The sequence below is a fragment of the Streptomyces sp. CB02058 genome, from assembly GCF_001905505.1.
Classification (GTDB): domain Bacteria; phylum Actinomycetota; class Actinomycetes; order Streptomycetales; family Streptomycetaceae; genus Streptomyces.
This window is the reverse complement of sequence record NZ_LIPG01000004.1, coordinates 160,005-186,408: the sequence shown is the minus strand read 5'-3', so window position 1 is coordinate 186,408 and position 26,404 is coordinate 160,005. Positions and strand designations below refer to the sequence as shown.

Sequence of the window (26,404 nt, the reverse complement as noted above, 5' to 3'; positions counted from 1 at the left end):
GTGGTGGCCGGCGCCAGGCTGTGTCCATGACCGACCACAACGCACCCGTACGCTTCGACACCAAGATCGCCGTACTGCTCCGCGACGACCTGGAGACCTGGCAGCGGCTCAACGTCACTGCCTTCCTGGTCAGCGGCCTCGGCACTCAGGTCCCCGAGGTCGTCGGCGAACCGTACGCGGACGCCGACGACACCCCCTACCTGCCCATGTTCCGCCAGCCGGTCCTCGTCTTCGCCGGTTCGAAGGAACTGCTGACGAGCGCCCACACCCGGGCGGTGAGCCGGGGCGCGACCCTGGCCGTGTTCACCTCCGACCTCTTCGCCACCGGCCACGACGAGGCCAACAGGGCAGCCGTCCGTGCCGTGCCGCGGGACGCGCTGGACCTGGTCGGCCTGGCCGTCCACGGGCCCCGCAACGCCGTGGACAAGATCCTCAAGGGCGCTTCCATGCACCCCTGACCGGTGCCCGGGCGTCACCGCCCGGATACTCCCGGGCACACCCGTGCGGGTGATGCTTCTCGGTGCCATACTCGAATCAAGTCCGCTTGACAGGCTTGTCACTGTCTCCGAAAGGCGACGCGTCATGAACTGGGCATCGTGGACTACCCTCGGTGTCTTCGCGGGAACCGGCGGAGTGCGCACCGAAGAGGTAGGTGTCGTGAGCGGTGATCTCACCGTGCACACGACGTGGATCGAAGGGCAGGCAGAGGTAGCCGTGCAGTACAGCGGCGCCTCGGACTGGTTCACACTGGCCGGCAGTCCGGTGCCGTGCCGTTCGGAGGAAGAAAGCCGGACCTTCCACCAGAGTGTCGTCGAGGCCGTACGCGCCGGCGGCGGAGCAACGGTTCCGGTTCCGCAGACGGTGGAGTGACCCCACGCCCGGTGGCTCCGGTACGTCAGCCCTCGGCGAAGCGCACGACGTACCGCCGCTGCCATGGGGTCTCCACGGCCTTGGGGTGGTAGCGCCTGCGTACGTAGGCGACCGCCTCGGCGGCCGGTACGCCGTCCAGCACGGCCAGACAGGCCAGTGCCGTACCGGTGCGTCCCCTGCCGCCCGCGCACGCGACCTCCACCCGGTCCCGCTCGGCGCGCCCCCATGCCTCGCTCAGCACCGCACGTGCGGCCTTGCGGTCGGCGGGCAGACGGAAGTCCGGCCTGCGCAGCCACCTCGACTCCCAGGCCACCGGGGGAGGGGACGCGCCCAGGAGGTGGACCGCGAACGTGGGTGTGAGCCCCTCGGGAAGGGGACGCCGCAGACCGCGCCCGCGGACCAGCCGTCCCGAAGGCAGCCGCAGCACCCCCTCACCTGCCGGATTCCAGCTGTCCATGGCGCTGCTCAGGCCTTCCCGTCGTGGTCCTCGGCCAGAAGGGTAGCCAGCTCCTCGACCGCCTCCGGCGCGCCTTCGCCGACAGCGGACAGCACCAGCTGATCACCGTGCCGGGCGGCCAGGGAGAGCACCGAGAGCATGCTCCGGGCGTCGACCGGATCGCGGCCGTCGCGGGCGACGGTCACCGGGACCGGCAGACGCGTGGCCGCCTGCACGAAGAGCGAGGCCGGACGGGCGTGCAGTCCGCTGCGGGAGCCGACGGCGACGGTGCGCTGGTACATGGGTGCACTCCTGTGATGTGGGGATCTGTGGTGACGGACGGTGAGGGTCAGACAGCCGCGGCGACCTCGGCGCCCTCGGCGGGGGAGGCGGCCGTCTCCGGGGCGCGCCGCATTCCCTTGAGGGCGACGACCAGGGCGGTGGACACCGCCGTTCCGGCGGCGATGGCCAGCAGGTACAGGAACGGCTCGCCGATCAGCGGTACGACGAACACGCCACCGTGCGGGGCCCGGAGCGTGCAGCCGAAGGCCATGGAGAGCGCGCCCGTGACCGCACCGCCCGCCATCGCGGACGGGATCACCCGCAGGGGATCGGCGGCGGCGAACGGGATGGCGCCCTCGGTGATGAAGGAGGCGCCCAGGACCCACGCGGCCCTGCCGTTCTCGCGCTCGGTCCGGGTGAACAGCCTGCCGCGCACGGTCGTGGCGAGGGCCAGCGCCAGCGGAGGCACCATCCCGGCCGCCATCACCGCGGCCATGACCTTGAGACTGCCGGGGGTCGGATCGGCCAGGCCGCCGACCGCGAAGGCGTACGCCACCTTGTTCAGCGGGCCGCCCATGTCGAAGCACATCATCAGCCCGAGCACGACGCCGAGGATGACGGCGTTGGAGCCCGACAGGCCGTTCAGCCAGTCGGTCAGGGCGTTCTGGAGCGAGGCGATCGGCTTGCCGACCACGATGAACATCAGGAAGCCGACCGCGGCCGAGGCGAGCAGAGGGATCACCAGCACCGGCATGATGCCGCGCAGTGTGGGATGCACCTCGACCCGCTGGATCGCCATCACCACCGCACCCGCGAGCAGCCCCGCGACCAGGCCGCCGAGGAATCCCGCGTCGATGGTCAGGGCGATGGCGCCGCCGACGAACCCGGGCACGAGAGCGGGCCTGTCGGCCATCCCGTAGGCGATGTAGCCGCCAAGCACCGGGACCAGGAAGCCGAAGGCGGCACTGCCGATCTGATTCAGCAGGGCGGCCCAGCTGTCCGCCTCGCCCCACACGAAGTGGTCGGCCACGGACTTCGCGCTCGCGATCTCGTAGCCGCCGATGGCGAACGAGAGGGCGATGAGCAGTCCTCCGGCCGCGACGAACGGCACCATGTAGCTGACACCCGACATCAGATAGGTCCGCAGCCGGACGCCGAAGTGCCCTGCAGCGGCGTCGGGGCCACCGGCGCCCGCGTCCTCGCGGTCGTCGGAGATCCGGCTGATCTCTCCCCGCTCTGCCTTGCGCCGCGCCTCGGCGATGAGCTCGGCCGGCCGGTTGATCCCGGCCTTCACCCCGGTGTCGACGACCGGCTTGCCGCCGAACCGCGCCCTCTCCCGCACCTCCACGTCATGCGCCCAGATGACGGCGTCCGCTGCGGCGATCACTGCCGGATCCAGCCGCTCGAAGCCGGCCGAGCCCTGGGTCTCCACATCCAGCACGACACCTTCGGCGCGTGCGGCGGCCTCCAGCGACTCGGCCGCCATGTAGGTGTGCGCGATGCCGGTCGGACAGGAGGTGACGGCCACGATCCTGAACGGCTCGTCCGGCTCGGCGACTGCGGGCTCCGCGGCCTCCGGGGCTGCGGCGGCCCCGGTCGTGCTGCCGGTCGCCGTCGGGCCCTGTTCGCCGCGGATCAGGGCGGCGGCGGCAGCGGGATCGCTCTCCGCCCGCAGCGCGCCGGTGAATCGGGGATCCATGAGCCGCCGGGCCAGGGCCGACAGGATGGTGAGGTGGTCGTCGTCCGCGCCCGCGGGCGCGGCGATCAGGAAGATCAGATCCGCGGGGCCGTCCGGGGCGCCGAAGTCGATGCCCCGGGCACTGCGGCCGAACGCCAGCGTCGGCGCGGTGACGTGCTCGCTCCTGCAGTGCGGAATGCCTATGCCGCCGTCGAGACCGGTCGGCATCTGGGCCTCACGGGCCGCCACATCGGCGAGGAACCCGTCGAGGTCCGTGACACGGCCGGCCGCGACCATCCTGTCGGCCAGTGAACGGGCGGCGGCGCTCTTCGTCTCGGCGGACAGATCGAGATCGACCAGTTCCGCGGTGATCAGCTCACTCATCGCGGGGCTCCTTGCTCGTGGACCGTCGGGGGGACGGCGCGGGGGGACGGGAAAGTCGTACGACCGGACAGGGGCCGGGCGGTCACAGGGCCGGCTCCGGCAGAGCCAGGTCCACGGGGACGTCCGCGGTGGTGACGACGGCGGACGGATCGAGGTCGGCGGGTGTCGGCATGACGCTCCCGGGCAGTTGTACGGCGGCGGCGCCGTGCGCCACCGCCGCGGCGAGGGCCGCCCTGCCGGTGCCGCCGGCGGACAGGAACCCCGCCAGCGAGGCGTCTCCCGCTCCGACATCGCTCCGCACGGCGTCCACCCGCGCGGCAGCGAAATACGCTCCCGAAGGCTCCACCAGCAGCTGTCCCGAGGCTCCCAGGCTGGCGAGCACCGAACGGGCGCCGAGCTCGCACAGCTCCTGCGCCGCCTTGAGCGCGTCGCCGACCGTTGCGAGCGGACGGCCGACGGCCTCGGCGAGCTCCTGCGTGTTCGGCTTGATCACATCCGGCCGTTCCGGCAGCGCGGCGACCAGCGCGGCGCCGGAGGTGTCGAGAGCGATCCGGACACCGGCACGGTGACTTCGGGCGACCAACTCGGCGTACCAGAGGGGTGGCAGGCCGCGCGGCAGGCTTCCGCAGCAGGCGATCCAGTCCGCCCCCGCCGACCGGGCCCTGACCGTGTCCAGCAGGGACTCCGCCTCGGCGGCGGTGATCTCGGGGCCCGTCGCGTTGACCTTGGTGAGTGTCCCGTCGGGCTCGACGAGGGTGATGTTGACACGGGTGCTGCCGGCGATCGGCACACCGGCGGCCTCGATGCCGTGCTCCCCGAGGAGCCGGGCGAGCAGTGCGCCCTCCGGCCCGCCCAGCGGCGCGACCGCGACCGTGCGGTGCCCGGCGGCGGCGATCGCGCGGGAGACGTTGACACCCTTGCCGCCGGGGTCGACCCGGTCGGCGGTGGCCCGCAGGACGGCACCACGGGTGAGCCCCGGCAGTTCGTACGTCCGGTCCAGGCTCGGATTGGGGGTGACGGTGAGGATCATGCGCGCACTACTTCCGTGCCCCGGCTCTCGATGGCCAGGGCGGCCTCGGGGCTGAGCCCCGTGTCGGTGATGAGCAGGTCGACCTGGGACAGATCGCCGAAGCGCGCGAAGTGCTCCTGGCCGCACTTGCCCGAGTCGGCGAGCAGGACCACGCGGCGGGCTGCCGCGATCACAGCCCGTTTCACCGCGGCCTCGGCCAGGTCCGGGGTGGTCAGGCCTCCCTCGGGGGAGAAGCCGTTCGTGGCGAGGAAGACGACGTCCGCGTTGATCTCGGCGTACGCGCTCAGGGCCCAGGCGTCCACGGCCGCGCGGGTGCGGTGCCTGACCCGTCCGCCGACCAGGTGCAGGGCGATGTCCGGGTGGTCGGACAGCCGGGCGGCCACGGGCAGGGCGTGGGTGACCACGGTGAGGCGGGAGTCGATCGGGACGGCGGTGGCCAGCCTGGCTGTCGTGGTCCCGGCGTCGATGATGATGTTGCCGTCGGCGGGGAGTTCGCCTAGGGCGGCGCCCGCGATGCGGTCCTTCTCGTCGGCGGCCACGGTGTCGCGTTCGGCGAGATCCGGTTCGAAACCGAGCCTCCCGGCCGGGATCGCTCCGCCGTGCACCCGGCGCAGGAGCCCCGCCCTGTCGAGGGCCTTGAGGTCACGGCGCACGGTCTCCGCCGTCACCTGGAACCGCTCGGCCAGGGACAGCACGTCGACACGGCCGCTCTCGCCCGCGATGCGGAGAATCTCCTGCTGCCGCTCCGGTGCGTACATGTGGTTACGTTTCCGTTTCATGCCCGAGTCTGTTGTTTCACCGGCAGACTACGGACGCGCCTCGGGAAAGTAAACACATTCGGACGAGAAGTGGGCATGGACGGACTTCGGGTGCCGCCGTGCGCGGTCCGGGCCCCTCGGTGGGGGCCCGAGGTGCTCAGCGGGGACGGTGCGTGGCGGCGGACCGGCTCAGCGGCCGGGCCCGCAGCGGGGCCCCGAGCATCTGGTGGCCGCCGCTGGCCTGCATGCGCACCTCGCCGCGCTCGCTGATCTCCGCGCGCACGATTCCGGTCTCGTCCTCGTAGACGGGGTAACCGCCCGCACCGGAGCGGGCCGTGAGGTGGACGACGACCACGTCGTCCTCGGCGCCGCCCGCCTGGAACATGAGCTCGTAGCTCTCCGGGTAATCCATGACCACCTCCCGACCGGGCGGGCACGCGGCGGTGACCGCCCGTCGTCTTCCATTGTTTCCCACCGGGGAGCACGGCGCTCCGGGAGCCCGGACGTGTGACCTTGCGTGACTGCGGATGCGGAATGGGTGAGGCGGAGCGACCATCAACTGCAAGGGATCGGACGCGTGCTGTCAGCTTCGCACGGCCGCCCGTGACGCCAGGCGGTTCCGCCGGCGCGATCGGACTTCGTCGGCGCGGGGCCCACGGGCTCCCGGCCGCCCTGTGGAGAGGAACTGCCGTGCTGATGGCCAATCCCGCAACGCTGCGGAATCTCGTCAAGCGCTACGAGTCACTGCGAAGTGCCCATGCGCGGCTCGGTACTTCCGAGAGCAGCCGTCGGCTGGAGGACGTCTCGTACACCCTCTGCGTCACGACCGGTACCAGGACCGTGCCGGACGCGCTGGCCGCGGCGGCGGCCCGGCTGGGCGCCGTACCTTCCGCGGGTCCGCTCGGGACGTCGGCCGGGCCGGCCGAGGTGCAGCTGACCGCCTGACGCCGCACAGCGCCCACGGGGATGACGCCGGTTCCACGGAACCGGCGTCATCCCCGTGTGCGGACGGCGTGGCGGCCCGGGGGTGCCGGGCGACACGCCGAATGGGCGGACGATGCCGTCGATCGGGTGACACCCGCCGGTCGGACAACATGACTGTTCGTGTGGGCGGCTAGGCATGCCAGCATGAGATTTGAGCCCCGCCGAAATAAGACCGTTTCCTCGCGTACCCGCCGGCTCCGCGTCGCGGGAGGCGCCCTGTGCGCCGCCGCCCTCGCGGCCACCCTTGTGACCGGTTGTGGCCAGGACAGCGGTGACAAGACCGCAGCGGCCACCTCGGAGGCCGCGAAGGTCCTCCCGAAGCAGACGACCAGCCCCTCCGGCAGTCCCTCCGCGACGGCCCAGCTGACCGAGGCGCAGACCAAGCGCAAGGACCTGCTCTCGAACGTCAAGGTCACCTTCGACAAGGCGGCCACCACGGCCGTCGGCGAGGTGTCCGGCGGCAAGCTGGTCGATCTCGACCTCGAGCCCCTCGACGACGACGATGACGCGACCGGCAGCCCCAGCCCGACGGGCAGCCCGACCGGCAGCCCCAGCCCCTCCGGCAGCCCGACCGGCAGCCCGAGCCCGACCGGCTCCGCCAGCCCCAGTGGCAGCTCCGACACGCCGAAGTGGATCGCGGAGGTCGTGGAGGAGGACGGTACCGCGCACGACGTGACCATCGACGCCGTGTCCGGAAAGGTCCTCGACTCCACGACGGACCCCGACCAGAGCGACGCCGACAAGCAGGAGCTGGCGGATCAGGTAGCCAAGGCGACGCAGACCCCCGAGCAGGCCGCCAAGGTCGCCACGGACAAGGCGGACGGCTGGGTCACCTCGATGAGCCTCGACGAGAACGACAGCCAGGTCCTGGTCTGGCAGGTCGACGTGGTCACCAAGGACTGGAACAGGACCGTCTTCGACGTGGACGCGGCCAAGGGCACGATCACGGACGAGCAGATCTACGACAACTGATCACAGCACCATCCCGGACAACTCATCGGTGGCGGACCGCATCGCGGTGCGCCGCCGGTGCGCGTTCCGGGCAGGCGCGGGCTCGAGGTGCGTGCGGCTCAGCCGCCGGGGGCCGCCAGATACCGGGTGAAGCGGAGCCCGGGCTTCCCCATCAGCGTGAGGGTGCCGGCCTCGGCGAATCCCGCGCGGAACAGCACCGCCCTGGAACCCGCGTTGTCCACCGTCGTCCTGGCCCGCAGCACGGTCAGTCCGTACTCCGCGAGGGCCAGCGCGCACACGTCGCGGACCGCCGAGGTGGCGAGCCCGCGGCCCGACGCCCGCTCGGCGACGCGGTAACCGAGCTCGGCCGATCCGTCCTCGACATCGAGGAGGTTGAACCGTCCCAGCACCGCGCCCCCGCCGTCCGCCAGGACATGGAAGTGGTGCAGTCCCGCTGCCTGTTCGGCGAGCAGCTCGGCGTGACGCGCGGCGAACCCGGTGAAGAATTCGTCCCCCCGGTCCGGGATCGAGGCGGCGAAGTACGCGCGATTCTCACGCTCGAAGGCGAGCAGGGCCGGAGCGTGATCAGGACGAAGGCGCTCGAGAACGGTCATGCGGCGACGATACAGAGCCGCTGTCGCCTGGACCCGCGGGGGAGTGCCGCTCCGGCCGCCCGACCGTGCGGCCCCCGCTCACAGCCGGGCCCCGACAGCGGCGCCGTTGCGCGGCACGAGGAAGGCCGGGGCCGGCGGCAGGGAGCCGTCCGCACCGCGTGCTCCGGTGATCGGGCCCGTGTCCGTGCTGAGGACCGAGGCATCGTTCCAGGTGCCGCCGATGTCCCAGGAGTTGCCCTTGGACGCGGTGTCCGCGCCGAGGGCGGCGGGGCGTGCGTCCGAGACGGACAGATTCGCGGTGAGCGTCGCCCGCGCCGCCGTGGTATCGGCATCGAAACCCGTTCCGCCGTTGCGGAACGTCGTCGTACGGTTGACGGTGAGCGTGCCCGGGTTGCCGTTGTCGGTGAGCCCGTGCTTCGCGTTCCGGAACGCGACCGAATTCCGTACGGTGTGCCCCACCGCCGGGGCCGGTGTGCCGCCTCCGAGCTTGAAGCCGTTGCCGTCACCCGCGAAGTCCGGGAAGCCCCAGCGGTCGACTCCGTTGCCGTACGCGATCGTGTTCTCGATCAGCACCGGGGACGCGAACTTCCAGGCGTCGAAGCCGTCGTCCACGTTGTTCCACAGGCGCGCCCCTCGCACCACGTTGCCCGTTCCGCTGCCCTCCTTGATGCCGAGGCCGTCCGCGCTCTCGCCGTTCTTGCGCGGATCGCGGTTGCCGAAGCTGTCGAGTCCGAGGATCTGGTTGTCGCTGGAGTCGCCCTGGAGCTGGAAGCCCGTCTCGTAGTTGTCGCGGGTCGTGAGCCCGGAGAAGACATTGCCGTCACAGCCGTCGCAGTAGTAGCCGTACGGACCGTTGATGATCTCCAGGCCGGACACCCGCCAGTACGAGGCCTCCTGGTGGATCGCGCCGCGCTCTGCGCGCGGGATGCTGCCGCCCACCGGCGTGTGGCTCGCGGGCAGCGCCTCGCCGTCGATGACGACCCGTTCGCCCTGGTACGCGCCGAGCGAGATCGGCTGGGAGGCCTCTCCCGAGGTGGTGATGGTGATGTTGTCCACGAGGGCGTAGGTGCCGCCCCGGACGGCGATGGCATCCCCGGGCCCTGCCCGGTCGACCGCGGCCTGGATGGTGCGCAGGGGCTGGGCCAGGGTGCCCGCGGCGGAGTCGTCGCCGTTCACCGCCACGACGATGGGCGACGCGGCGGCCGAGGCGTCGTCCGGTGCCGCTGAGATGACGGCCCCCAGGACCACTGCCAGGGACAGGCCGACGATGCGCATACGAACTCCCGGGTCAAGACGAGACGGCTGACGGAAGGACAGTCGCCGCCGTGGCCCGAAACGTTGCCCCGTTCACGTCCGGTCTGCTCTCACGGTTCGGGGAACGAGTCCTGTGCGTCCTTCCCGCCGGACCGTGCTGCGAATGTCCGTACGAAGGGTGACCTCGGCCCGTCGGTCACGTTGTACAGGGCGTGCCTCCTTCCTCTGTGAGTTCGCCCCCGGCCCCGGTCCCTCCGGCGGTGAAGCCGAATCCCTTCCTCCTGACGCCCCGCCAGGGGGAAGCAGCGCGTGAGCTCCTGGCCCATGTGGCCTCGCTGCCGCTCGAGGGGGCCGATGCGCGGCTCCTCGCGGTGGTGGTCACCATCCGGGCGGCGCGGAGCGGGATCGGCAATCTCACCGGCCAGGACCTGCGCTCCCTCCGACTGGCCGATGCCGAGGGGGCCGTCCTCGCCGTCTCCGCCCTCGGCTGGACGGGGCAGGAGGCGCTGCTCGGGGGAGACCTCGTCACCCCCGTGGCGATCACCCTGCCGGAATTCGCCGACCGGCGGCTGCCCTTCGGCAAGGTGATGCGGTCCCGGGTCTCGGGATGGACGACCAGGACGCTGTCCGCCAAGCCCGTCAAGAAGACCTCGACCGCCGCACGGCTGGCGGCCCTCTACCTCGCGGCCCACGGACCGGCCGACGAGCACGGCACCCTGCCCGCGGACCTGCCCGCCGACTGCCTGCCCGCCCTGCCGGAACTGCTCGCCAAGGGCTTCCTGCGGGAGCTGGACGGGAGCGGCTATCTGCTGGGCGAAGGCGTACGGCACCTGTCGGGCCTGCGCCCCGTCCCCGTCGACCTGCCCCGGGCGGACGACGGCCCCGTGGAGGAGACGCCGAGCTGGGACGAGTGGAAGGCTGGGGTGAGCGTCGCCCTGCGGCGGCACGTCGAGGCGGTCGAGAACTGCGAGGACTGCGCGCTGTCCACCGTCAGGGTGTCGGAGGCCTTCATGCGCAAGGCCGTGCCCGCCCAGTTCGAGGAGAAGGTCCGTAGGGCGTACGGCGCCTGGGAGGCGAGGTATCCCGACCAGGGGCCTCCCGCGGCCCGGTTCGCGGCCGCCTTCCGGGCCTCGCACGGCCACGGACCCTCCGTCAAACAGCTCTGCAAGGGCCTGGGCTGGGGGAAGATGTCCAGGGACCTGCGGATCTTCGTCATCCGCCGGCTGATCGCCGACGGGTGGCTGATGAACACCGATCCGGTGCCGTGGACCCTGCGCCCGGGCCGGAACGCCCAGGCCGGCACGGCGGGTGCCGCGACGTCAGGGGCGCCCGCGCGCCGCCCCGCGCCGTAGGCCGCCGCCCCTCACCTCTGGCCGTACTCCCGGCGGCCGTCGAGGCGGGCCCGCGCGGTTCGCTGCGCATGCGATGGGCATGTCAAGCGTAGCCGCGTGCCCCCACCACGCGCCGACCGGGAGGACACTGTGAAAAGCAGAGCACCGATCCGCAAGGTCTCACTCGTCGTCGCCAGCGCCGTCGCGCTGGTCGTGGCGTCGGGAAGCAGCGCGTTCGCCGCCCCGCCGACCGCGCTGCCCGCCGCAGCGGACGTGCTGGAACAGAGCTTCCAGCCCGCATACGACTACGACACGGACGGCTGCTACCCCACGCCGGCCATCGGCCCCGACGGGACGATCGCCGCCGGACTCAACACCACCGGCGCCGTGAACGGCAGCTGCCGTGACGCCGTGGATCTGGACAACACCAACGGCTACGCCCGCTCCACGTGCAACAACGGCTGGTGCGCGGTCATGTACGGCCTCTACTTCGAGAAGGACCAGGCGGTGGCGGGCAGCGGGCTCGGCGGCCACAGGCACGACTGGGAGCACGTCGTGGTCTGGGTCAAGGACAACGTGGCCCGCTACGTCTCCACCTCCGCCCACGGCGACTTCGACGTCCACGACGCCGGAGCGATCCGCTGGGACGGGACACATCCCAAGATCGTCTATCACAAGGACGGTGTGAGCACCCACTGCTTCCGCCCCGCGAACTCCAACGACGAGCCGCCCGAGAACCACTACCACGACTGGCGCTACCCGGCCCTCGTCGGCTGGAACGGCTACCCGGCAGGTCTGCGCGACAAGCTGAGCCAGGCTGACTTCGGCAGCGCCGTCTTCGGCCTCAAGGACGGCAATTTCAACAACCACCTGGAGAAGGCCGAACCGGCCGGAATCCCCTTCGACTCGTACGCCTGAGCAACGGACCGCCCGGCGGGCCGGGGTGGCCGTCCGGCCCCCGGCACCCGCCGGGCCGACGGGGCGTCAGCGCTCCGAGAGCTCCGAGGGCGCCTCCTGGACCACCCATCCGTTGCCGTCCGGGTCGGAGAAGGACATGAACGAGTTCCAGGTGTCACCCTTGCCCTCCTCCCAGCCCGTCGCCCCCACATGCCGGATCGGGGACACGTCGACGCCCCGGCCCGTCAGCTCGGCGCGTGCCGCCTCGATGTCCGTGACGCAGACCTGGAGTCCCTGGAGCGTGCCGGGAGCCATCACCTCCATGCCGGGAGCCGCGGGCATGCCCTGGAGCATGGCGATCGAACACCGTGAGCCGGGCGGGGTCAGCTGGATGATGCGCATGCCCGGAGCGACCTCGTCGTCCAGATCCAGCTTGAAGCCCGCCTTGTCGGCGTAGAACTCCTTCGCCCGGTCCATGTCGGTGACCGGGACGGGGATGACCTCGAGTGTCCAGTTCATGGAGCCTCCTCAGCAGAGCCAGTACGCCTGGCCGGGATTGGATCGCCCTCGGCCGGGCCGGGACGGGGAGTGCGCCGCGGCGCATTCCGAAGGAGGTCCACCATCACCCGGCGGGGCGCCCGCGCGCACCTGGAAACGCCATCCGGGCCCACACTTCGACCATGTGCGGTGTCGGGCGCCGCGTCTGCCACCGCCGCGGGCCGATCCGCGTTCGTCCGTCCCGTGCCGCCGCCCGGTCCGTGACGGCCGGATGTGCCGCAGATTGCGGTCACGTGGCAGCGCGCCGGAAATCATCGACAGCGGGGTTTCCCGGCCCGCAGTGTGGATCTTCGCAGACAGCGCTTTCCACGCTTCGGAGGATCCACCATGCTCCCCGTCCGTCCAGGACGCCGCAGAATCGCGGCGGTGAGCGCCGTGGCCGCTCTCGCCGGCCTGCTCGCCGCCCCGTCCGCGCACGCCGCTCCCCCAGGGGACAAGTCCGGTCACGCCGCCCAGCCACAGACCCGCAGGATCCTGGAGAACCTCGACCGGGGGCTCGTCGCCGTGCCCTCGGGGAAGGGCACGTTCCTCAGCTGGCGGCTGCTCGGCACGGAGTACGGCTCCGACATCGCCTTCAACGTCTACCGGGGCGGCAAGCGGCTGAACCACCGGCCCGTCACCTCCTCCACCACCTATCAGGACAACAACCGCGGACACGGCGCCTACACCGTGCGCGCGGTCGTCGACGGCCGTGAGAGGAAGCCGAGCGGCGGCGCCCTGGACTTCGTGAAGGGGTACGCGGAGATACCCCTGGCCGATGCCGCCGGGTACACCGTTCAGCACGCCTGGCCCGGTGACCTCGACGGTGACGGCGGCTACGAGCTCGTGGTCAGCCGGCTGTCCGGCACCCGGGACCGGCCGGACCTGCTGGAGGCGTACACCCTCACCGGTGAGCGCCTGTGGCGCGTCGACCAGGGGCCCGGCTCGTACACCCAGGCGCCCGGCAACGGCGCCAACGACCCGGCGCCGGCCGCGATCAGCGGCTCCACCGCCATCGGCGGATTCCGCAACGACGACAACGTCACCGTGTACGACCTGGACAGCGACGGCAGGGCCGAGGTGCTGGTCCACACCGCGGACGGCACCACCTTCGCCGACGGGGGCAAGGTCCGGGCGGCGTCGCCCGCCGGCCAGTTCGTCTCGGTCATCGACGGCGCCACCGGCGTCGAACGCACACGGCAGCCGGTGCCCGACGACTTCACCGCCGACGGTCCCTCCGGCGGTCAGTTCGGCATTGCGTACCTCGACGGGGTCCACCCGAGCCTGGTGACCAAACTCGTCACGCGGGTGGGTGCCAAGCGCGGTGCCTTCCGCACGCTCATCCAGACCTGGGACTTCGACGGCCGCGCGCTGAAGCCGAACTGGAAGTACGTCGTACCGGCCGACAGCGGTGCCACGAGTTTCCACCAGATCCGCACCGTCGACGTCGACCAGGACGGCAAGGACGACATCGCCGACGGCAACTACGTCGTCAACAGCGACGGGACCCTGCGCTACGTCGTCGACGGCGCCGGCCACGGCGACCGCTTCCACATCGCCGACCTGGACCCCGACAGACCGGGGCTCGAAGGCTTCGCGATCCAGCAGTCCGAGCTCGGCGTCGTCTCCCGCTTCCCCTGGTACTACTACGACGCGGACACCGGCGAGCGCCTGGTGACCGGCGAGCACCCCGCCGACCCCGCGAGCGAGGCGGACCTCGATGTCGGCCGCGGCACCACGGCAGACATCGACCCCCGTCACAAGGGCCTCGAACACTGGACGTCCACCGCCGATGTCACCGCGCCCGGCGCGGGCGTGCGCAACGTCCGGGACGGCAAGGTCTCCGGCACCACACCCAGCGTCAACTTCCGTGTGTGGTGGGACGGCGACAAGGGAGCCGAACTCCTCGACGGCACCCACGTCGAGAAGTGGAACCCCGCCACCGAGACGAGCACCCGTGTGTTCGACCCCAGCGGAGTCGTCGCGGGCGCCCGCAACGCCACCCCCTTCTACGGGGACATTCTCGGCGACTGGCGTGAGGAGATCCTCGCGGAGACCGAGGACCACACGGCCCTCCGCCTCTACTCGACCACCGAGCCAACCTCCACCCGCCTCTACACCCTGGCCCACAACCCGGCCTACCGCCTGGGCTGGACCGTGCGCGGCTACCTCCAGTCCACGTTCACGGACTACTACCTCGGTTACGGTTCCAAGAACCCGCCCAGGCCCGCGATCCGGACCGACACCGGCCCCGACCGTGCCTGGACCGCGATCGCGGGCGACACCTTCCGCTCCGGCACCGGCCTGTGGACCTCCGAGCTCCAGGACGGCGGGTCCGTGACGGCCGCCGACGGCGTCCTCGACATCGACGTGCCCGCCGGAGCCACGGTCTGGTTCGACCGCAGGCTCAGCGGGCCGTACGAGATCGAGTACACGGCGACCGCGGTGTCCGCCGGCGGTGCCAACGACCGGGTGTCCGACCTCAACAACTTCTGGAACGCCACGGACGTCCGCTCGCCCGGCGACATATTCGGCACCGGACGCGGGGGAGCCCTGGCGGAGTACGACCACCTCACGACCTACTACGTGGGCTACGGCGCCAACTCCAACACCACGTCCAGGCTGCGCCGTTACGTCGGCGAGGCGGGCAACCGCCCGCTCCTGCTCGACTACACAGCCCCGCTGCTGACGGCCAACGAGCCCAACCGGGTCCGGATCGTCTCCGACGGCCCGACCGTGCAGTGGTGGAACAACGGCAGCCTCGTGTTCGACTACAAGGACCCCGAGCCGTACACCAGCGGTCACTTCGCCTTCCGCACGGTCACCAGTCACTTCAGGATCAGCGACTTCACGGTCTGGCGCCCGCCGACGCGCGGCTGAGCACCGCCCCTCGGCGCTCCACGGTGGATTGTCAGTGGTGGCTGTGATGCTGGAAGGCATGGACGAACTGATGAGACGCCGCGTCTACGGCGCCGACCACGACGACCCCGATCCGGGACCCCGGCCCGGTCACGTCTACGTCGAGCTGGTGGGCGGCCCGCTGGACGGGCTGCTCCTGGACGTGACCGGCTGGCCCGCGGACCGTCTCGCGGTGGGCGCGGCTCTCGGGACGGAGCTCGGCAAGTTCGGCGCGGGAGGCAGCGCCGTGTACGGACCGGTGGACGCCGACCCGAAGCGGTGGGCCTGGCAGGCGGACAGCCCGTGAGCCGCCCGCCCGCCGGCCCGGTCCTGCCGCCCCGGTGGCGATCGGTACTTTCACCAGTGTTCAGGCCCCGCGGGTGACTCGGCCCCCGGGCGTACCTAGCGTGCTCGACCGACAGGATTCCGGATCCAGGAGGTGGAACACGAATGAGGCAGATGATGCGCCGCGTCGCCGGCGCCGCAGCGGGACTGCTCGCCATGGTGTTACTCGCACCGGCGACGGCGGCAGGGGCGGATGCCGAGGTCGCCGCGGCAGGCGGGACGGGACCCCACCCCGCGGGATACGAGACCGTGGCGACCCTGCCCGGCCACACGGTCTACCGGCCGGACATCCTTCCGGCCGGGGAGAAGCTGCCCGTCGTCGCCTGGGGCAACGGAGCGTGCCGCGCGGACGGCACCTGGTTCGAGAACATCCTGACCGAGTTCGCCTCCCATGGCTTCCTCGTGATCGCCAGCGGGGTCCCGGGTGGCTCCGGCCGGACGTCCTCGGACATGCTCATCGAGGCGGTGGACTGGGCCGTCGCGGCCGCCAGCGACCCGGACAGCAGGTTCAGGGGCCGGATCGACACGTCGCGGATCGCGGTCATGGGCCAGTCGTGCGGCGGGCTGGAAACGATGGAGATCGCCGACGACCCGCGTATCGACACGACGGTCATGTGGAACAGCGGGTTGATGAGCAGGCTCGACAAACGGATCCAGCTGCCCCGTCTGCACGCGCCCATCGCGTACTTCATCGGAGGCCCGGACGACATCGCGTACGAGAACGCCGCCGATGACTGGGACAGGCTTCCCGCCGGACTGCCCGCGTTCTCCGGAAACCTCGACGTCGGGCACTACGGCACGTATGCCGAGCCCAACGGCGGCGAGTTCGGCCGCGTCGGTGTGAACTGGCTGAAGTGGCAGCTCAAGGGCGACGCCGTGGCGCGGGCGGAGTTCGTGGGCCCGGACTGCGGGATGTGCTCCGGCGACTGGGACGTCGAGCAGAAGAACCTCTCCTGACTGTCCCGACGGGACCTCGTCGAGAGGACTCACCCGGCCTGACCCGACCGGCGGCCGCGCGGAGGTCAGGCCGGGCCGAGGCCTGTGCAGTAGGTGATCGTCGCGTCGTCCGCCGCGACCGCCCGGCGGGCCTCCGCCCGGCGGACCCGGCGGATGATGTCGGCGGATCCGCCCGACGCCAGGGTGGCCATGACCCCCGGCCAGTCGGTGAGCCCGAACAGGTCCACGATGCGGCCGGCGCCGTTGCTGAGGAGTGCGGCAGCGCTCAGCCCGGAGACCGGACCGCATCCGGTGATCGCCTCCTCCGCCGCCCGGGGGTCGTCCTTGGCCACCCAGAAGCCGCCCGGACGGTTCCGGTTGGCGCGCATGTCCCGCAGGACGCGGCGGTAGTCGTCGCTGTCCTCGGCGGTGGCTTCGAGCACCGCCCGGTACGGCCGGCAGACGACCGTCTCCCTGGGATCGGTCAGGACGAGCGGCGGTGTGTCGTCACCTTCGTCGAGCACGACGACCGAATCGCCGAGCACCAGGTACTCGGCCAGACCGCCGGACACGCGCAGCACGGCCACGGTCGCCGACGGACTGATGGGGTCGGCGACATCGCAGGTGCCCCGGTGGCCGTCCGTCACCTGTTCGATCGCCTCGGCGAGCAGCGCCGGCAGACCGCGCTCGGGCGCGCCCGCGAGCAGGCCGAGGAGACTGCCGCCCAGCCGTGACGCGTACCAGGCCACACCGTGCCGGCAGACGGATGCGGCACCGGGGATTCCTGCGCCGTCGATGAGCACGGCGGCCGTCGGCACGGCACCCGTGAAGTCCTCGTTGGCGCGGCCGGCCCGCTTGGCCACGCTCGTCATCGTCACCCGCACACGCGCACCCTCTCTCCGCCTCCCCGCGACCGCGGGGGAGAGACCGAGTATCCGCCCCGCCGGCCCCACTCGGCCGGGGCGACTGCCAGGTGAAGCCCCGCACCCCTGTGATTCCGGCCCCGGGCGTACCCCCGATACTGGAGTACACGCGATTTCGGTGGAGCTTCTGCCGTTCATGGACGCGATCAGCACGGTGGAAGGCGAGACACGGTGACGACGACCGTTGCATATCAGGGCGAGCCCGGGTCGAATTCGGCGACGGCCGCCCGGTTCCTCTACCCGGAATGCGGTGAAATGCCCTGTACCGGTTTCGAGCAGGCCCTGGACGCCGTCACCCTCGGTACGGCCGATCTCGCCGTGATCCCGGTCGACAACTCGACGGCCGGACGCGTCGCCGACGTTCATCACCTGCTCCCCGAGTCGGGGCTGTTCATCGTCGCCGAGCACTTCCTCGCCATCCGCTTCGACCTCATGGGCGTGCGTGGCGCCACCACCGAGGACGTGGAGTGCGTACGCAGCCATGTGCATGCCCTCGGCCAGTGCCGGAAGGTCCTGCGAGAGGGTGGCTGGCGCACGCTCGTCGCCGACGACACGGCCGGTGCGGCACGCGAGGTCGCGGAGCTGGGCGACCCGCGGCACGCGGCCCTCGCCCCGCCCGCCGCGGCCCGGCTGCACGGCCTGGACGTGCTGCGGGCCGGTGTCGAGGACGACCCGGACAACACCACCCGGTTCGTCGTCCTCTCCCGGGAAGCGAGCATCGCACCGGACACGGGCGAACCCACGATGACGAGCCTCTTCTTCAGCGTGCGCAACATTCCCAGCGCCCTCTACAAGGCCCTCGGCGGGTTCGCCAGCAGCTCCGTGAACCTCACCAAGATCGAGAGCTACCAGATGGGCGCGGGGCTCAACGCCAGCCACTTCTACGTCGAGATCGAGGGACACCCCGACGACCCCCGTGTCGACCTCGCCCTCAACGAACTGCGCTTCTTCTCCTCCGAGGTACGCGTCCTCGGGGTGTATCCGGCACACCCGCACCGTCTCGGGGGCCGCACCGCCTGAGCCTCTGGCGTATATGGTTGCAGGGCACATGTATGTTGCCGTGGTTCAGCCCGATACCTGCGGACGCGCACGCGTCCGCAGCCGAAGGGAGACACATGCGACTGGGTCTGGCCCTGCCCACCTTCGGCCGCGACGCCGACGCGGATGCAGTCGTCGCCGTGAGCCGTACCGCCGAGGAGATGGGCTACGACTCCCTCTGGAGCGGCGACCGTGTCCTCGCGCCCCGGACACCCAGCGTGCCGTACCCCGGCGCCGGCGGTGTCATGCCGCGGTCCTACGAGAACCACATGGACCCGCTGGTGTCGCTGACCCTCGCCGCTGCTCACACGGACCGTGTCCGGCTCGGGACGAGTACGCTCAACGGCCTCTGGTATCCGCCCCTGCTGCTGGCCCGGTCGCTGACCACCCTCGACGTCGTCAGCCGTGGCCGTCTGGACGTCGGACTCGGGTTCGGCTGGATGCCCGACGAGTACACAGCGGTCGGTGTGCCCTGGGAGGCCAGGGGGCGGCGGCTGGACGAGACCCTCGACGTGCTCGACGGGTACTGGACCCACGACGTGTTCGCCCATGACGGACCGCTGTTCACCGTCCCGGAGACGGTCGTCGGACTCAAGCCGCACCAACGGCCGGGGCCGCCCGTGCTCCTGGCGGCGTTCACCCCGGCAGGGTTCCGCCGGATCGGCAGGCGGCTCGCCGGATGGCTGCCCGGAGCGATGCCCCTGACGCCCCTCATGGACATGTGGCCGGTCATCGTGAAGGAGGCCGAGCGGGCGGAGCGCGATCCCGACGGGCTGCGGATGGCCCTGCGGGTCAACCCCACCCTGACTTCCGCGAGGACCGACCCGGCTCAGGTCCCCCGCGCGGGGACCTTGGACCAGTACATCGACTACGCGCGGGCCGCCGCCGGGGCGGGCGTCCATGAACTCTTCCTGGACCTGGGGCAGACGCCGGCCGCGCTGGACGAACGTATCGACCTGGCAGGACGGTTCATCGAAGGCGTACGGGCCGGCTGACCGTCCGTACGGCATGCGAAGCGGCCGGTCCGGCCGGGAGTTCCGCGCTCCGTACGGTACGAGAGATGACCGGTCCGGGTTTTCGCACTCCGTACGGTACGAGGTGGCCGGTCCGGCCGCCGTGGCCGGCCTTCCGGCTACAGCTCGCCGGCGAACGCCCCGGCCAGCTCCCGCCACTCGGCGCGCGGCAGGTCCTTGCCGCGGTCTTCCGCGGTGACCACCTGGAGCGCGACGTGGTCCGCCCCCGCGTCGAAGTACTCCTGCGTACGCGCCTTCACGTGCCCGGCGTCGCCCAGCGCGAAGAGCGCGTCGAGGAGACGGGCACTGCCGCCGCCCTCGAAGTCGCTCTCCGTGAATCCCAGGCGGAGCAAGTTGTCCGTGTAATTGGGAAGTCGGAGGTACGTGCCGAACATGTTCCGGGCGGTCGTGCGGGCCCGCTCGAGGTCGGTGTCGAGCACGACCGACAGTTCCGGGGCGAGCAGCGCGTCGGGGCCGAGCGCCGCGCGGGCCTCCGCCGTGTGCTCGGTGGTGACGAGATAGGGGTGCGCTCCCAGCGACCGGTCGGCCGCCAGCTTCAGCATCTTCGGGCCGAGCGCGGCGAGCACCCGGTGTCCGGCCTCCACGGGCGGTGCCGCCGCGTCGAGTGCGTCGAGGTAGTCCACCATGGCGCTGTACGGCTTCGCATACGCGGGCACCATGGGGCCGTGGCTGACGCCCAGGCCGAGGACGAACCGGTCACGTGCGCTCGCCTCGATGGCCGCGACTCCCGCTGTCACCTCCTCGGCGGTGTGATCCCAGATGCTCAGGATGCCGGTGGCCACGGTGATGGTGCGGGTGGCGGCGACGACGGCCGCCGCGTCGTCGACCGAGGGGCTGCCACCGAGCCAGAGAGTGCCGTAGCCCAGCTCCTCGAGCTCGGCGACCGCCTCCGCGATCGCCTTCCTGCCCGCGTCGTCGGTCCGCGAGCCGTGCAGCGCCCCGCTCCAGATACCGATCCGTCCGAATGTCTCGCGCGTCTCAGAGGTCATGGTGTGATCAACCGCGACCCGGGCCGGCTATTCCCGGGTGAGCCGGGATTCCTCACAAAGAGGGGGTGCGTGAGGAGACCGGCCGCGCGTTCTCGTACGCTGGCCTTCCATGGCAATAGACACCGCGCTGTGGTCCTTCGCCCTGGTCGTAGGGCTTCTCACTCTCACTCCCGGACTCGACACCGCTCTGATCCTTCGCACCTCGGCCCTCGGCCGGCGCAGGAGAGCCTGGGGCGTCGTCCTCGGAGTCCAGACCGGCACCCTGGTGTGGGGCGCACTCACGTCCTTGGGGGTGACCGCGCTCCTGACCGCGTCCCACCTCGCCTATGTGACGTTGCGCTGGGCGGGCGCCGTCTACCTCGTCTGGCTGGGCGTCCGCATGCTCAGGGACACCTTCCGTGGGCTGCCCGGGCGGGACGCCACCGACGAGTCCCCTCTGCTCACCGGTCAGGACTCGGTCCCCGGCGGCTGGCGGCAGGGCACCCTCACCAACCTCCTCAACCCGAAGATGGGCGCGTTCTACGTCGCCGTCCTGCCCCAGTTCATTCCCGAGGGCGTGAGCCACTTCGCCATGGGGCTCCTGCTCACCTCGGTGCACATCGCCCTCGGTCTGCTGTGGTCGGCCGCCCTCATCGGGTTCGCACGCGTGCTGCACAACTGGCTGCGCAAGCCTCAGGCCCGGCGTCTGCTCGACCGGATCACCGGCACCGTCATCGCGGGGTTCGGTGTCAGGCTCGCCCTGAGCGACTGAGCCCGTGGAGGTGGCTCCCGGGCCGTTCGCCCTGGTCGCAGCGAGCGCCGCGTACAGACGCGGGGCCACCGGTCCAGGCCGTGTGCCGCTTCACGCCGACGGATCGTCCGCAGGCCGGGGGTCAGTTCGCCGTCGTCCAGGAGGCGGAAGCCGCAGCGGACGCAGTACGGGTCGTTCCAGCGGACCTCGGTGAACGTGGTGAGGGTCAGGGCGGGTGCCCCTCGCGCGTTCCGGCCGCCGCCCGTGAGCGCCGCCCGCCGCGTCCGCCGGAGCCCGGCGGACGCGGCGGGCGGGCCGGTCAGGCGCCGGGTTCCGTCACCGACGCCGCCCGCGGGTGGTACGCCATGCTCAGGGCGTCCGGCTTCACCGTGACGACGGCCTGGGCGCGCGGAGGCCGGGAGGTGAGCGTGATGCGGGGCCAGGCACGGAGGATGCTGGCCAGGATGATCTGGAGTTCGGCCCAGGCGAAGTTCTCGCCGATGCACTTGCGGCGCCCGTCACCGAAGGCGAGGAACGAACCACGTGCGGCGGGCGCGCGCTCCGGCGTCCAGCGGTCCGGATCGAAGGTCTCCGGATCGGGGAACCAGCGGGCGTCGTGCTGATGGAGATAAGGGCTCCAGACGACGTCCGCGCCCTCGGGTATGCGATGCCCGCCGAGCTCGATGTCGCGGGTCGCCGTGCGGGTCACCATCCAGGCGGGGCCGTACTTGCGGATGGACTCGTGCAGCACCTGGCGGGCGTAGGTGAGCCGGCCGATGTCGTCGTAGCGGAGGGGGCGGTCACCGCAGACGGCCGCGAGCTCCTCGCGGAGACGTTTCTCCATCCCGGAGTTCTGAGTGATCTCGTACAACGTCCAGGCGAGAGTCGTCCCGGTGGTCTCGATCGCCCCGGTCAGCAGAGTGATCGCCTCGTCCTGGAGCTGCTGCCGGGTGAGGGGGTCCTCTGCGGTCAGCAGGGTCTTGAACAGTCCGCCCTGGTCCTGCCCCCGGGGTGTGGCGTGCGGGCAGCCCGCCGCCCCGGCCCCGGGCGCGACGCCCTCGGCCGGGGCGGTGCCGCCCGAGGGGCCCGTCCCGGGGGACCGGACGCTGTGGTGGTCGATCGCCTGGTCGATGAGGGCGCGCAGCCGCGCCACACGGTCCGCGTGGGCCCGGTTGGCCGGCAGAGGGAGGCGGGTGACCCAGGTCGGAAGGATCGTCTGACGGATCGCCCCCTTCATGATCTCGGGCATGAGGGTGACGAACTCGCCCTCCAGATGTCCCGGGAGGTCCGCGCCGAACAGGGCGACCAGGAACGCGGAGAGGGCCACCTCGTTCATGTCCGCGTACACGTCGCGCGGCACACCGGCGGGCCAGGCGCCGACCGCGTTCCGTACCTGCTCGATCATGGGGGCGCCGCGATCGGCTATGTGGGCCTTGTTGAACATGGGTTGCACGAGACGCCTGTTGCGCAGATGCGTGTCTCCGTCGGCGACCGTGGCGAGCCCGTCACCGAAGAACATGCGCAGCGCGTCGATGATCCTGCCGCCCTTCGCGTAATGAGCGGCGTCGGTCACCAGGACCTCACGCGTCAGGGCGGGATCGGTGACGACGTACGCGGGAGTCGGCCCGATGCGTATGCGGACGACGGTGCCGTGCTCGCGCAGCGAGGTCATGAACGGCAGGGGGTCGCGGGCGAGCCGGTGCGCGTGCCCGATGAGGGGGAGGGCGCCGGGGGCGGTCGGTGTGGCGGTGGCCGACGTACTGCCGGCGGACGTGCTGGTGGGGGCACTCATGTGGGGCGGATCACTCCTAGTGGGGTATCGGCGATCGAGCCGATGCATGCCCATCGAATGATCAAGGAATGCCGACCCCGAAGATCTTTTACGGGCCGGAGCCGCCCGCCCTGCTGCCCGGCCACCGGAGCCTCGCGAGGGACGCTGCCCGCGCTCTGTTCACCCCGTCTCCCTCACCTGCTCCAGACGTACCTCCTCGGCGTCCAGTTGCTCCTGCACCCGCAGCAGGACGGCGTCGTCGATCCGGTGCTGGTCACGCAGGCCGATGACGGCGGAGCGTTTGTGCTCCAGGAGGGCCAGACGCAGGTCGGCCTCCTGCCGTCGGCGCCGCAGCAGCGGCCCCGAGCCCGGATCGCTCGCCGTGCCGGCGGCGGCCATGTATCTGCTCAACGGTTCCTTGTTCGTCCTGGTCGGGCTGGAGACGCCGACCGCCATGCTGTAGACGACCAGCGCGGTGCCGTCGTTGATCAGGGACTCGGCCCGCAACAGCGTGACGTTGCGCTGGGGGAGCAGCCGGGACACGACACCGACGGTGAGTGCCGCGCCCAGCATCACGCGTTACTCGGCGTCCGCTCCGACCGCGATCATCGCGGCGAGCTGCGTCATGAGCCGGGTCCTCTCCGGCAGGTCGCCGGTGTGGCCCGGCACCCCGTCGAAGGCGAAGTCGTCGAACCGGGCGATGAGTTCCGGGTCGGTCCTGGCGAGCGTGGAGCGGTGGCCGGGGAAGAGGCGCGCGTGCGCGGCCGCCGCGGCCGCGTTCGGGGGTGCGGGCGGTCACGGGCGAACCAGCGTCTTCAGCGCCTCGCGGTCGTTCATCGCCCGGTAGCCCTCCGCGATGTCCTCCAGGGCGACGGTGCGGTCGAACACGCGGCCGGGCCGGATCGAGCCGTCGAGGATGTGCGGCATCAGCTCCTCGATGTACGCGCGGGCCGGCGCGACACCACCGGTGAGCGTGATGTTGCGCAGGAAGTCGGGGAAGCCGAAGGGCACGTCGGTGAACTGCGGAGCGCCGACGCGGCTGACGGTGCCGCCGGCACGGACCACCCCGAAGCCCTGTACGAGCGCGTCCTTCAGCCCCACGCATTCGAGGACCCTGCGGGTCCCGTCGCCACCGGTCAGCTCGCGGACCCGGGTGATGCCCTCGTCCCCCCGTTCGGCGACGACATCGGTGGCGCCGAACTCACGCCCCAGGTCGGTCCGGGCCCGGTGGCGGCCCATGAGGATGATCCGTTCGGCGCCCAGCAGCTTCGCGGAGATCACGGCGGACAGGCCGACCGCGCCGTCCCCGATGACGGTGACGGTGTCGCCGCGGCGGACGCCGGCCGTGCGGGCGGCGTGGTAGCCGGTGCACAGCACGTCGGACAGGGTCAGCAGGTCCGGCAGCAGTGCGGAGTCCTCCGCGACGGGCAGCTTCACCAGAGTTCCGTCGGCGAACGGGACCCGGGCCGCCTGCCCCTGTCCGCCGTCCACGCCGTCGACGCCCCACTGTCCGCCGTGCGGGCAGGAGGTCTGCAGGCCCTCGCGGCAGTAGGCGCAGGTGTTGTCGGCCCACACGAACGGGGCGACGACCACGTCGCCGGGCCGGAGGGTGCGCACGTCGGCGCCGGTCTCCTCGACGACGCCGAGGAATTCGTGACCCATGTGGCGGGGCGCGTCGGTCGGCTCCAGCGACTTGTAGGGCCACAGGTCGCTGCCGCACACGCAGGACAGCACGATCCGCACGACCGCGTCGGTGGGCTGCTGGATCTTCGGGTCGGTCACGTCCTCGACGCGGACGTCCTCGGCGGCGTACATCAGGGTGGCTCGCACGGGTGTGCTCCTTGGCAGGTGTTGAGGGGGTGCGGGGTGGTCAGCGGGGTTCGAGGCGCAGGGTGGAGGCGCGGGCCCGCTCGGTCAGGACGTGCTCGACGATGCTGGTGTACCGGCCGTACTTGGCCCGGTAGGCCGCGTCGACGTCGGGGTACTCGCCGGGGTCGGCGTCGCGGAAGGCGACGTCGGCCCGGACGCCCCCGGCCTCCACGCGGCCCTGGTGGCGGGAGCGGGTGCCCTGGTACCAGGGGCCGTCCACGCCCTTGACCGAGCGGACGTAGAGCCGGTCTCCGGCCCGTACGACCCACATGGTCACGGGAGCGCGGAGCGTTCCGTCGCCGCGCTCGGACTGCAGGTCCAGTTCTTCCGCCGTGCCGATTCTTCTCAGGCCGGACTCGTTCCAGGTGGTCATGTTTCTTCCCTTCCGTGGCCCGGTGCGTGGACGTGGTGGACGGTGGTTCCTCCGCGGGTGGGACGGCCCGGCATCAGGCTTCGGGGATGGCGCGGCCGAAGTCGGCGAGGGTGACGGCCTCGGGCTCGGGGCCGCCGCGCCGGCCGGTCTCCAGGGCGTCCAGTGCGGCCAGCTCGTCCGTGGTGAGCGAGAAGTCGAAGACGTCGATGTTCTCCGCGATGCGGTGACGCTTCGTCGACTTGGGGATGACCGAGCGGCCCTGCTGGAGCCCCCAGCGCAGCAGTACCTGGGCCGGGCTCTTGCCGTGGGCTTCGGCGATGCGGGTGACGGCCGGGTCCTGAAGGACGCTCACGCGATGTTCGCCGTAGCCCGGGTAGAAGGTGATGCCGCCGATCGGGGACCACGCCTGGTTGAGGATGCCGTGGGTGTCGTCGAAGTCGAGGACGGCGCGCTGCTGGAAGTAGGGGTGGATCTCCAGCTGGTTGACCGCGGGCACCACGGACGTCGCGTCCAGCAGTGCGGTCAGGTGCTCGGCCATGAAGTTGCTGACGCCGATGGCGCGGACCTTGCCGTCCGCCAGGAGCTTCTCCAGGGCGCGGTACGCGGCGAGGGTCCTGTCGAAGCCGGACGGGAGGGCCTGGTGCAGGATCAGCAGGTCGATCCGGTCGACCCCGAGCTTGGCGGCGCTCTTGTCGAAGCCGTGCAGGGTCTCGTCGTAGCCGTAGTCGCTGATCCAGATCTTGGTCTCGACGAAGAGCTCGTCGCGCGGGACCCCTGAGTCGCGGAGCGCCTGGCCGACCTCGCGTTCGTTGCCGTAGGCGGCGGCGGTGTCGATGTGCCGGTAACCCAGTTCGAGGGCCGCGGTCACCGCGTCCCGCGTCTCGTCCGGCGGTGTCTGGAAGACTCCCAGTCCCAGGGCCGGCATCCGGACACCGTTGTTGAGCGTGAGGGTCTGCATCGGTTCTGCCTTTCTGCGGAAGTGCCCCGTGCGGGCACGACGAGGGTGACGACCGCGACGACGGCACGGGCCGGTAACGCGGCTCATCCGGTGAGCGCGGGGAGGGACAGGCCGGCCGGAGATCCCGGGGCGGAGCGGATCCGCGGCAACCCGGTGAAGACCGGTCGAGTGGTCGCGGACGACCACGGGGCAGCTGAGCACCGGCATCGTGCGGGCCTGTGCCTGCCCGGCCGCTCCACCGCCGATGGCGCGCGTCGAGCAGTGGCCGTCATGCTGTCTCCCGCTCCTTCGGCGGCTCCAGGGCGACGGTTCCGCCGGGTACCCGAGCTGCGGTTCGTACCGCTGCAGGCGCCGGTGCGGGCACCCACAGGGCTGATCACAGACTGCCTGGTCACGGCCGCACCAGCACCTCGGGAGCCTCAGGCGTGTCCATGGCCGTGTCCTCGGCGCGGACACGACCGGCTTCGTGCATGAGTGCTGTGCGCACGGTGCTCCTCCGGTTCGGTCGGAGACCGGGATCGGGCCCGTGATTCC

The 26,404-nt window shown here is 71.5% G+C and carries 27 protein-coding genes and 3 pseudogenes; 13 read left to right on the top strand and 17 right to left on the bottom strand.

The window, feature by feature from the left end; genetic code table 11:
- Positions 1-26 precede the first annotated feature (26 nt).
- Both AMK10_RS21485 and AMK10_RS21480 read left to right on the top strand, forming a co-directional pair.
- Positions 27-458: a DUF2000 domain-containing protein gene (locus tag AMK10_RS21485; RefSeq protein WP_073749527.1), complete on the top strand. Its 432-nt coding sequence runs from the start codon at positions 27-29 to the stop codon at positions 456-458.
- A gap of 124 nt (positions 459-582) precedes the next feature.
- A complete protein-coding gene (locus tag AMK10_RS21480; protein WP_073749526.1) occupies positions 583-870 on the top strand; it encodes a hypothetical protein in 288 nt (95 codons plus the stop codon).
- 25 nt (positions 871-895) lie between these two features.
- Here the strand turns inward: AMK10_RS21480 and AMK10_RS21475 are convergent, their stop codons facing one another.
- The 6 genes from AMK10_RS21475 to AMK10_RS21450 all read right to left on the bottom strand — a co-directional run bounded on the left by AMK10_RS21475 (position 896) and on the right by AMK10_RS21450 (position 5,850).
- Positions 896-1,327 (bottom strand): protein-tyrosine phosphatase family protein, encoded by a 432-nt coding sequence (locus AMK10_RS21475; protein WP_073749525.1) that lies wholly within the window; start codon positions 1,325-1,327, stop codon positions 896-898.
- 8 nt (positions 1,328-1,335) lie between these two features.
- Positions 1,336-1,608 carry an HPr family phosphocarrier protein gene (locus tag AMK10_RS21470; protein WP_073749524.1) on the bottom strand — a complete coding sequence of 91 codons (273 nt, stop codon included), beginning with the start codon at positions 1,606-1,608 and terminating at the stop codon, positions 1,336-1,338.
- A 47-nt stretch (positions 1,609-1,655) separates the two neighbouring features.
- The gene (locus AMK10_RS21465; RefSeq protein ID WP_073749523.1) at positions 1,656-3,650 is read right to left on the bottom strand and encodes a PTS fructose transporter subunit IIABC; all 1,995 of its coding nucleotides are present in this window, start codon (positions 3,648-3,650) and stop codon (positions 1,656-1,658) included.
- 82 nt (positions 3,651-3,732) lie between these two features.
- Positions 3,733-4,680 (bottom strand): 1-phosphofructokinase, encoded by a 948-nt coding sequence (gene pfkB / locus AMK10_RS21460; RefSeq protein ID WP_073749522.1) that lies wholly within the window; start codon positions 4,678-4,680, stop codon positions 3,733-3,735.
- Positions 4,677-5,438, bottom strand: coding sequence for a DeoR/GlpR family DNA-binding transcription regulator (locus AMK10_RS21455; RefSeq protein ID WP_073749521.1), 762 nt, complete (start codon positions 5,436-5,438; stop codon positions 4,677-4,679). The genes pfkB and AMK10_RS21455 overlap by 4 nt, the downstream gene beginning before the upstream one ends.
- A gap of 157 nt (positions 5,439-5,595) precedes the next feature.
- Positions 5,596-5,850, bottom strand: a complete 255-nt coding sequence (locus AMK10_RS21450; protein WP_073749520.1) for a DUF6296 family protein — start codon at positions 5,848-5,850, stop codon at positions 5,596-5,598.
- Positions 5,851-6,128: 278 nt separating this feature from the next.
- On the opposite strand from AMK10_RS21450, the gene AMK10_RS21445 reads away from it, so the two are divergent.
- Positions 6,129-6,383: a DUF5133 domain-containing protein gene (locus AMK10_RS21445; protein ID WP_073749519.1), complete on the top strand. Its 255-nt coding sequence runs from the start codon at positions 6,129-6,131 to the stop codon at positions 6,381-6,383.
- A 183-nt stretch (positions 6,384-6,566) separates the two neighbouring features.
- Positions 6,567-7,394, top strand: coding sequence for a PepSY domain-containing protein (locus AMK10_RS21440; protein WP_073749518.1), 828 nt, complete (start codon positions 6,567-6,569; stop codon positions 7,392-7,394).
- 98 nt (positions 7,395-7,492) lie between these two features.
- On the opposite strand, the gene AMK10_RS21435 is transcribed toward AMK10_RS21440, so the two are convergent.
- On the bottom strand, positions 7,493-7,987 hold the full coding sequence (locus AMK10_RS21435) for a GNAT family N-acetyltransferase (RefSeq protein ID WP_073749517.1): 495 nt from the start codon (positions 7,985-7,987) through the stop codon (positions 7,493-7,495).
- Positions 7,988-8,065: 78 nt separating this feature from the next.
- Entirely contained in the window at positions 8,066-9,262 is a 1,197-nt protein-coding gene (locus tag AMK10_RS21430) for a right-handed parallel beta-helix repeat-containing protein (RefSeq protein WP_073749516.1), read from the bottom strand.
- A 239-nt stretch (positions 9,263-9,501) separates the two neighbouring features.
- On the opposite strand from AMK10_RS21430, the gene AMK10_RS21425 reads away from it, so the two are divergent.
- Together AMK10_RS21425 and AMK10_RS21420 are read left to right on the top strand one after the other, a co-directional pair.
- Entirely contained in the window at positions 9,502-10,593 is a 1,092-nt protein-coding gene (locus tag AMK10_RS21425; RefSeq protein WP_073749515.1) for a hypothetical protein, read from the top strand.
- Between the two features lie 129 nt (positions 10,594-10,722).
- Positions 10,723-11,490, top strand: coding sequence for an NPP1 family protein (locus AMK10_RS21420; protein WP_073749514.1), 768 nt, complete (start codon positions 10,723-10,725; stop codon positions 11,488-11,490).
- A gap of 66 nt (positions 11,491-11,556) precedes the next feature.
- Here AMK10_RS21420 and AMK10_RS21415 read toward each other — a convergent pair whose 3' ends face one another.
- Positions 11,557-11,988, bottom strand: coding sequence for a VOC family protein (locus tag AMK10_RS21415; protein ID WP_073749513.1), 432 nt, complete (start codon positions 11,986-11,988; stop codon positions 11,557-11,559).
- A gap of 366 nt (positions 11,989-12,354) precedes the next feature.
- Between AMK10_RS21415 and AMK10_RS38615 the strand changes: the two are divergent.
- The 4 genes and pseudogenes from AMK10_RS38615 to AMK10_RS21400 form a co-directional block, all read left to right on the top strand.
- Positions 12,355-14,223: pseudogene (locus AMK10_RS38615) on the top strand (rhamnogalacturonan lyase family protein); the annotation flags it as partial.
- A 54-nt stretch (positions 14,224-14,277) separates the two neighbouring features.
- Positions 14,278-14,886 (top strand): annotated as a pseudogene (locus AMK10_RS36650) (DUF6250 domain-containing protein); the annotation flags it as partial.
- Between the two features lie 58 nt (positions 14,887-14,944).
- On the top strand, positions 14,945-15,211 hold the full coding sequence (locus AMK10_RS21405) for a hypothetical protein (RefSeq protein ID WP_073750131.1): 267 nt from the start codon (positions 14,945-14,947) through the stop codon (positions 15,209-15,211).
- A gap of 143 nt (positions 15,212-15,354) precedes the next feature.
- Complete coding sequence (locus AMK10_RS21400; protein ID WP_073749512.1) at positions 15,355-16,206, top strand: poly(ethylene terephthalate) hydrolase family protein; 852 nt, start codon at positions 15,355-15,357, stop codon at positions 16,204-16,206.
- A gap of 65 nt (positions 16,207-16,271) precedes the next feature.
- Here AMK10_RS21400 and AMK10_RS21395 read toward each other — a convergent pair whose 3' ends face one another.
- Positions 16,272-17,048: an integrase gene (locus AMK10_RS21395; RefSeq protein ID WP_198959761.1), complete on the bottom strand. Its 777-nt coding sequence runs from the start codon at positions 17,046-17,048 to the stop codon at positions 16,272-16,274.
- 231 nt (positions 17,049-17,279) lie between these two features.
- Here AMK10_RS21395 and AMK10_RS21390 point away from each other — a divergent pair, with 231 nt between their 5' ends.
- Positions 17,280-18,128, top strand: coding sequence for a prephenate dehydratase (locus AMK10_RS21390; protein ID WP_073749511.1), 849 nt, complete (start codon positions 17,280-17,282; stop codon positions 18,126-18,128).
- 95 nt (positions 18,129-18,223) lie between these two features.
- On the top strand, positions 18,224-19,141 hold the full coding sequence (locus AMK10_RS21385; protein WP_073749510.1) for a TIGR03619 family F420-dependent LLM class oxidoreductase: 918 nt from the start codon (positions 18,224-18,226) through the stop codon (positions 19,139-19,141).
- A 137-nt stretch (positions 19,142-19,278) separates the two neighbouring features.
- On the opposite strand, the gene AMK10_RS21380 is transcribed toward AMK10_RS21385, so the two are convergent.
- Entirely contained in the window at positions 19,279-20,169 is an 891-nt protein-coding gene (locus AMK10_RS21380) for an LLM class F420-dependent oxidoreductase (protein WP_073749509.1), read from the bottom strand.
- Positions 20,170-20,278: 109 nt separating this feature from the next.
- Between AMK10_RS21380 and AMK10_RS21375 the strand changes: the two genes are divergently transcribed.
- Positions 20,279-20,920, top strand: coding sequence for a LysE family translocator (locus AMK10_RS21375; protein ID WP_073749508.1), 642 nt, complete (start codon positions 20,279-20,281; stop codon positions 20,918-20,920).
- Between the two features lie 38 nt (positions 20,921-20,958).
- Here AMK10_RS21375 and AMK10_RS38715 read toward each other — a convergent pair.
- The 6 genes and pseudogenes from AMK10_RS38715 to AMK10_RS21340 all read right to left on the bottom strand — a co-directional run.
- Positions 20,959-21,147, bottom strand: a pseudogene (locus tag AMK10_RS38715) (GNAT family N-acetyltransferase); the annotation flags it as partial.
- A 71-nt stretch (positions 21,148-21,218) separates the two neighbouring features.
- A complete protein-coding gene (locus AMK10_RS21365; RefSeq protein WP_073749507.1) occupies positions 21,219-22,691 on the bottom strand; it encodes a cytochrome P450 in 1,473 nt (490 codons plus the stop codon).
- Positions 22,692-22,850: 159 nt separating this feature from the next.
- Positions 22,851-23,243: a hypothetical protein gene (locus AMK10_RS37730; protein WP_073749506.1), complete on the bottom strand. Its 393-nt coding sequence runs from the start codon at positions 23,241-23,243 to the stop codon at positions 22,851-22,853.
- 222 nt (positions 23,244-23,465) lie between these two features.
- On the bottom strand, positions 23,466-24,500 hold the full coding sequence (locus tag AMK10_RS21350) for a zinc-binding dehydrogenase (RefSeq protein ID WP_073749505.1): 1,035 nt from the start codon (positions 24,498-24,500) through the stop codon (positions 23,466-23,468).
- Between the two features lie 40 nt (positions 24,501-24,540).
- Complete coding sequence (locus tag AMK10_RS21345) at positions 24,541-24,912, bottom strand: DUF2255 family protein (RefSeq protein WP_073749504.1); 372 nt, start codon at positions 24,910-24,912, stop codon at positions 24,541-24,543.
- 73 nt (positions 24,913-24,985) lie between these two features.
- Positions 24,986-25,870, bottom strand: coding sequence for an aldo/keto reductase (locus AMK10_RS21340; protein WP_073749503.1), 885 nt, complete (start codon positions 25,868-25,870; stop codon positions 24,986-24,988).
- Positions 25,871-26,404 lie beyond the last annotated feature (534 nt).

What these genes read in the sequence shown, in the direction of transcription:
- AMK10_RS21465 (WP_073749523.1), bottom strand. Translation starts at nt 3,650, where the DNA reads ATGAGTGAGCTGATCACCGCGGAACTGGTCGATCTCGATCTGTCCGCC.
- AMK10_RS37730 (WP_073749506.1), bottom strand. Translation starts at nt 23,243, where the DNA reads ATGCTGGGCGCGGCACTCACCGTCGGTGTCGTGTCCCGGCTGCTCCCC.
- AMK10_RS21380 (WP_073749509.1), bottom strand. Translation starts at nt 20,169, where the DNA reads ATGACCTCTGAGACGCGCGAGACATTCGGACGGATCGGTATCTGGAGC.
- AMK10_RS21345 (WP_073749504.1), bottom strand. Translation starts at nt 24,912, where the DNA reads ATGACCACCTGGAACGAGTCCGGCCTGAGAAGAATCGGCACGGCGGAA.
- AMK10_RS21470 (WP_073749524.1), bottom strand. Translation starts at nt 1,608, where the DNA reads ATGTACCAGCGCACCGTCGCCGTCGGCTCCCGCAGCGGACTGCACGCC.
- AMK10_RS21385 (WP_073749510.1), top strand. Translation starts at nt 18,224, where the DNA reads ATGCGACTGGGTCTGGCCCTGCCCACCTTCGGCCGCGACGCCGACGCG.
- AMK10_RS21430 (WP_073749516.1), bottom strand. Translation starts at nt 9,262, where the DNA reads ATGCGCATCGTCGGCCTGTCCCTGGCAGTGGTCCTGGGGGCCGTCATC.
- AMK10_RS21415 (WP_073749513.1), bottom strand. Translation starts at nt 11,988, where the DNA reads ATGAACTGGACACTCGAGGTCATCCCCGTCCCGGTCACCGACATGGAC.
- AMK10_RS21365 (WP_073749507.1), bottom strand. Translation starts at nt 22,691, where the DNA reads ATGAGTGCCCCCACCAGCACGTCCGCCGGCAGTACGTCGGCCACCGCC.
- AMK10_RS21440 (WP_073749518.1), top strand. Translation starts at nt 6,567, where the DNA reads ATGAGATTTGAGCCCCGCCGAAATAAGACCGTTTCCTCGCGTACCCGC.
- AMK10_RS21340 (WP_073749503.1), bottom strand. Translation starts at nt 25,870, where the DNA reads ATGCAGACCCTCACGCTCAACAACGGTGTCCGGATGCCGGCCCTGGGA.
- AMK10_RS21435 (WP_073749517.1), bottom strand. Translation starts at nt 7,987, where the DNA reads ATGACCGTTCTCGAGCGCCTTCGTCCTGATCACGCTCCGGCCCTGCTC.
- AMK10_RS21475 (WP_073749525.1), bottom strand. Translation starts at nt 1,327, where the DNA reads ATGGACAGCTGGAATCCGGCAGGTGAGGGGGTGCTGCGGCTGCCTTCG.
- AMK10_RS21455 (WP_073749521.1), bottom strand. Translation starts at nt 5,438, where the DNA reads ATGTACGCACCGGAGCGGCAGCAGGAGATTCTCCGCATCGCGGGCGAG.
- AMK10_RS21485 (WP_073749527.1), top strand. Translation starts at nt 27, where the DNA reads ATGACCGACCACAACGCACCCGTACGCTTCGACACCAAGATCGCCGTA.
- AMK10_RS21375 (WP_073749508.1), top strand. Translation starts at nt 20,279, where the DNA reads ATGGCAATAGACACCGCGCTGTGGTCCTTCGCCCTGGTCGTAGGGCTT.
- AMK10_RS21480 (WP_073749526.1), top strand. Translation starts at nt 583, where the DNA reads ATGAACTGGGCATCGTGGACTACCCTCGGTGTCTTCGCGGGAACCGGC.
- pfkB (WP_073749522.1), bottom strand. Translation starts at nt 4,680, where the DNA reads ATGATCCTCACCGTCACCCCCAATCCGAGCCTGGACCGGACGTACGAA.
- AMK10_RS21450 (WP_073749520.1), bottom strand. Translation starts at nt 5,850, where the DNA reads ATGGATTACCCGGAGAGCTACGAGCTCATGTTCCAGGCGGGCGGCGCC.
- AMK10_RS21405 (WP_073750131.1), top strand. Translation starts at nt 14,945, where the DNA reads ATGGACGAACTGATGAGACGCCGCGTCTACGGCGCCGACCACGACGAC.
- AMK10_RS21400 (WP_073749512.1), top strand. Translation starts at nt 15,355, where the DNA reads ATGAGGCAGATGATGCGCCGCGTCGCCGGCGCCGCAGCGGGACTGCTC.